We start from the raw sequence: 4554 nt of genomic DNA on the forward strand, positions 1-4554 counted from the left end.
TTCTTTAGAGCGTCTTTAATTTGCTGTGCCGACGCCTTCCTTAATTCTAATTTACTATATTTCTCAAAGTTCATAAGTGCCAACTCATAGTTCTTTCTTGTTGCTTCCGAACGGTAGTTGGTTAGAAATGGCTCTTCCTTCTTGCTCATTTGCGAGCTTTTCATATGTTAATTCTAAGCGTGAGCGTGTAATTAACCTTTACTCCATAATGCCTTTAATGCGCGTTATTCCGGAGGGTGGTGCAGGGTGAAAAAGGCCAAGGCAGGTGCCGACGAGTCTCAGCAGATTGAGCTGCGCGTTGCAGAGGCCAAGCACCGCGACGTGGGCAAGCGCAGGGCGCGCCTTGACCCGCACTATATGGAGCAGATGGGCATACAGCCCGGCGAGATAATCGAGCTTGTGGGCAAGAGGCAAACTGCAGTCACGGCGTGGCCGGCCGACGACGAGGAGCAGGAAACGGACATTATCCGGATAGACGGTCAGACGAGGAAGAACGCCGGCGTCGGCCTGAACGACCTCCTGGCAATCAGGCGTGCAGAGAGCAAGCCCGCAAAGAGCATAACGCTAAGCCCGATTGGCGACAGCAACATGACGGTAGACAAGGAATTCTGTGACTTTGTCAAGAGCAGGCTGAAGGGATTCCCTGTGAGCGAGGGCGACGAGGTGTCAGTGATCATTCTCGGCAACCAGATGGACTTTAAGGTAGAAAAACTTTCGCCCAAGGCAATCGTGCGCATAGAGCGTCCAACAAAGCTTGCGATAATCGCGGAGACTACTAGCGACCGCCGACCCCGCGTCACATATGAAGAGATAGGCGGCATGAAGGAGCAGATACGCCGCCTGCGCGAAATAGTGGAACTGCCTATGCGCCACCCGGAGGTGTTTGCGAGGCTCGGCATTGAGCCGCATTCAGGCATCCTGATGTACGGCCCGCCGGGAACAGGCAAGACGCTGATTGCAAAGGCACTTGCGTCGGAGTCGGAGGCCAACTTTTTCATAATAAACGGGCCGGAAATAATGAACAAGTACTATGGCGAGACTGAGGCACGCCTGCGCGACATCTTCAAGGAGGCAAAAGAGTCGTCGCCCTCGATAATATTCATCGACGAGATCGACGCCATCGCGCCCAAGAGGGAGGAGGCGTTTGGCGACGTGGAAAAGCGCGTCGTCGCTCAGCTGCTGGCGCTCATGGACGGCATGCAGGAACGAGGTCAGGTGATAGTCCTTGGCGCCACCAACAGGCCCGAGAGCCTTGACCCCGCGCTGCGGCGCCCCGGCAGGTTTGACAGGGAGATAGAGATAGGTGTGCCAAACGCGGAAGGCCGGCTTGAGATACTGCAGATACACACGCGGGGCATGCCTCTTGCCGAAGACATTAATCTTGCCGATCTTGCCTCCGAGCTTCACGGCTACACGGGGGCAGACACCAAGGCGCTCTGCCGCGAGGCCGCCATGAAGGCCCTTAGGCGCTACCTGCCCGAGCTCGACCTAGAAGGCGACAAGATATCGCCGGAAATGCTCGAGTTGATGGTGATTACCTCGCGAGACTTCCGCGAGGGCATCAAGGAAATAGTGCCCACGGCCATGAGGGAGTTTTACGTGGAAGTTGCAAAGGTAAAGTGGGAGGAGGTGGGCGGCCTGCAGGAGGTAAAACGGACGCTGCACGACAACCTCATAGCGGCAGTAAAAGAGCCGGAGAACTTTGCGAAAATGGGGATCAAGCCACCCAAGGGCGCGCTACTGTACGGTCCGTCCGGCACAGGCAAGACATTGATTGCAAAGGCACTGGCGACAGAAAGCAGCGCTAACATCATCATAGTACGCGGTCCGGAAGTTCTGTCAAAGTGGGTCGGAGAATCTGAAAAGGCTATCCGCGAGATATTCCGAAAAGCCAAGAATTCGTCGCCGTGCATCGTGGTATTCGACGAGCTCGACTCGCTTGCAAGGCCTAGGGGTCACGGCGACGACTCGTCAGGCAACGAGCGAGTCGTGAGCCAGATACTGACTGAGATGGACGACGCGGCAAACTCGGGGGTAATTGTAGTGGGCATCACGAACAGGCCGGACCTGGTCGACTCGTCGCTTTTGCGTCCTGGCCGGCTTGACCTGATAGTATACATAGGTCAGCCCGACGAGAGCGCAAGATTAGAAATATTGAAAATAATAACGCAGCCGATGCCTCTTGCCGGCGACATCGACTTGGCGTCGATAGCGCAGGCCGCAAAGAACTTTAGCGGGGCAGACCTGGTGGCGCTGTGCAGGGAAGCGGCGGTGAGCGCCATGCAGAACAAGGCGGACATCGTTTCAGGGCAGGACTTTGCCAAGGCGTTAAAGGCTGCAAGGCCGTCCATAACAAAGGAAGTCGAGGACTGGTATGAGGCGATGAAAAAAAACCTGACATACGCCATGCCCAAGCCCCCGGACAAGTCCTTTTATGGTTAATTACAACCCATAGATAGGCAGTCAGTTTCTAGGACTGAAAGAAAAACCGGGCTGAAGCCCCACCGACATTGGATGAAAAAGTAGAAGTGCCACTCAACCACACAAGCGATTAAGTGGCTCCCCAATTCCTCTCCAGGTTTTAGGGTTATGCTAATAATCCACCCACCCCTTTAAAAGCGTTAAGGTGTGCGGGGGTCGCATAGCTAGGTAATTGCGGGGGACTTATGATCCCCGGTTCCTCTCCAGGTACACGTGGGTTCAAATCCCACTCCCCGCGTTTTTCTGTAGTATAGACCGTGCTTTCACGATTTTCGTATTCCGTTCGATGTTGATATTACGCCTACATCCGGGACATGTAGAGAAAGTCCGCGAGTTGTTTTCATTCTTGGACCTATACTCCCAATGGTAATGACAGCTTGGACAAGTAGTTACTTGCCTTAACCCAGGGTTTTTGTCGCGCCATCCCTTAGTATTCGGAGGTTTTGGAGGTGGGAGCACGAGTGGGGGGAAATCCACTTCTATTACCCGTCCTTTAGATGCCATTACTTTGTTCTCTCCACCATTACTTTAGCCTAGACAAACTCCCTTATTTCCTTATACGCGTCTTCGGGGGTCTTGTTCGCGGTGTCGAATTGTATCGAATAGTCTATTCTGGTGCTTTCATAGTTCCCCCGGTTGACGGTGACCCCGTAAGAAAGAGAGCTTTTCATGCTTTTGCCTCAGGGGATGCTACAGCCAAATTCTTTGATTTCAGGTCAGTAATTGTCTGCTCGTAGAGCTGAACAGCCTGAACCCGCGCGGCTTCCAGGTTGTTTGAAAAAACATGTGCATCGACTGTTGCGGCTCCCTTGGCAGTCTGGCTGATTTTCACGCTGTATTGATAGACTTGAGGGTCTGACATTAGTTTTTTATTGCCTTGTAGATTTGTACCTCCCAGGCTTCTGGTTCTTCGACCGACACGTCGAGGGATACAACCTTATCCTTGACAATGTTTGCGTGGAAGCTAAAGCCGTGATCAAGTTCCCACGCCGCAGACATTAACCGGGCCAATCTTTCGTCTGTGATTGTTCCAAGCTTGTATGATTTGCTTTTCATTCGACTCCCTCCATTAGCCATTTTTCTCCCGCTTCTGTGAAAGCGAAGACGTGCTCGCCCGCGCCATTTGTTGTTCTCACGACTAGCCCTCTATGCTCCAAAAAATCTAGAGTGGGCCTGGGTGTGTTCTTGATTTCGTCGGTCTGCTTACCTGACATAGGTAATCCATAGGTAACTAAGGTTAATAAATGTATAGGTAACTTATAGGTAACTCTTATATGTAACTGGTAGGTAACTAGATAAGATGCCAGATATTGCAATATCAATAGTGGGCGAACGTACAAAGCTGAATCGGGCTAATACCAAGTCGCCATCGCTCAGAACTACCGTTCCCGAGAGCGTAGTTAATGAATTGAAGGTCAAAGAAGGAGATTCACTGGAGTGGGAGCGTATTATCCATGAAGGCAAGATCGCTATTAGAGTTAAGAAGGCTGGGAAGCAGGAATGACGCGCACCTGTGTTAGCTGCGAATCTCCTATAGACCCCAACTCACTAGCGTTTGAACAAAGGCTAATCGATGACCAGAACTTTTGCCGCAAGTGTTGGACCCACCTAATGTCTGAAGACGATTTACCAGTTGAGTTCCCTGCTAGATTCATGGCTTTGGCCTAACGCTACCCCTATACGCCAAACAAGTAGGGTTACATGACTCATACCTCGATTACCTTTCTATACATCCAGAGCTTTCCTTCGAGGTTTGCTCTAACAGATTGTTTGAATCCACATTTCTCCTTGTAATACTTTATCTTATCCGGATTTGTCTGAAGTGTGATGTACCTACATGCGACACGTTCGCTAATAATGGCAGCCAAACCCACACAGAAGTTACAGATTAGTCGACCAATACCTAACCCTCGAAATTGTTTGTCTACACCCATCTGGCCTAGTAGCACAGCGGGATATTTTATCGGAATGTAGTTTTCCAATTTGTCCCCATCCTCCAGCCTATTACTTTCTAGTGCAGACATAGATAGCGTAAAGAACGCTAGAACTCTTTTGTGTTGTTTGACAATGAAT

General features: G+C 51.1%; 6 protein-coding genes and 1 tRNA gene. 3 read left to right on the forward strand and 4 right to left on the reverse strand.

The window, feature by feature from the left end; translation table 11 throughout:
- Positions 1-246 precede the first annotated feature (246 nt).
- Positions 247-2442 (forward strand): CDC48 family AAA ATPase, encoded by a 2196-nt coding sequence (locus VGA14_RS09270; protein ID WP_331003476.1) that lies wholly within the window; start codon positions 247-249, stop codon positions 2440-2442.
- Positions 2443-2630: 188 nt separating this feature from the next.
- A tRNA-Ile gene (locus tag VGA14_RS09275) sits at positions 2631-2719 on the forward strand.
- 295 nt (positions 2720-3014) lie between these two features.
- On the opposite strand, the gene VGA14_RS09280 is transcribed toward VGA14_RS09275, so the two are convergent.
- Genes VGA14_RS09280 through VGA14_RS09290 form a run of 3 tightly spaced genes read right to left on the reverse strand, consistent with a single transcriptional unit; the run spans position 3015 to position 3537 of the window.
- Positions 3015-3152, reverse strand: coding sequence for a hypothetical protein (locus tag VGA14_RS09280; RefSeq protein WP_331003477.1), 138 nt, complete (start codon positions 3150-3152; stop codon positions 3015-3017).
- Positions 3149-3343 carry a hypothetical protein gene (locus tag VGA14_RS09285; protein ID WP_331003478.1) on the reverse strand — a complete coding sequence of 65 codons (195 nt, stop codon included), beginning with the start codon at positions 3341-3343 and terminating at the stop codon, positions 3149-3151. The genes VGA14_RS09280 and VGA14_RS09285 overlap by 4 nt, the downstream gene beginning before the upstream one ends.
- Positions 3343-3537, reverse strand: a complete 195-nt coding sequence (locus tag VGA14_RS09290) for a hypothetical protein (RefSeq protein ID WP_331003479.1) — start codon at positions 3535-3537, stop codon at positions 3343-3345. Before VGA14_RS09290 ends, VGA14_RS09285 begins: the two co-directional genes overlap by 1 nt.
- Before the next feature lie 244 nt (positions 3538-3781).
- On the opposite strand from VGA14_RS09290, the gene VGA14_RS09295 reads away from it, so the two are divergent.
- On the forward strand, positions 3782-3985 hold the full coding sequence (locus VGA14_RS09295) for an AbrB/MazE/SpoVT family DNA-binding domain-containing protein (RefSeq protein WP_331003480.1): 204 nt from the start codon (positions 3782-3784) through the stop codon (positions 3983-3985).
- Positions 3986-4187: 202 nt separating this feature from the next.
- Here VGA14_RS09295 and VGA14_RS09300 read toward each other — a convergent pair.
- Positions 4188-4554 (reverse strand): GNAT family N-acetyltransferase (locus tag VGA14_RS09300; protein ID WP_331003481.1); only part of this gene is annotated, 367 nt, incomplete at its 5' end.

The sequence above is a fragment of the Nitrososphaera sp. genome (assembly GCF_036397675.1).
Lineage (GTDB): Archaea > Thermoproteota > Nitrososphaeria > Nitrososphaerales > Nitrososphaeraceae > Nitrososphaera.

Coding starts and splice junctions, on each gene's coding strand:
- VGA14_RS09285 (WP_331003478.1), bottom strand. CDS start 3,343: ATGTCAGACCCTCAAGTCTATCAATACAGCGTGAAAATCAGCCAGACT.
- VGA14_RS09295 (WP_331003480.1), top strand. CDS start 3,782: ATGCCAGATATTGCAATATCAATAGTGGGCGAACGTACAAAGCTGAAT.
- VGA14_RS09290 (WP_331003479.1), bottom strand. CDS start 3,537: ATGAAAAGCAAATCATACAAGCTTGGAACAATCACAGACGAAAGATTG.
- VGA14_RS09280 (WP_331003477.1), bottom strand. CDS start 3,152: ATGAAAAGCTCTCTTTCTTACGGGGTCACCGTCAACCGGGGGAACTAT.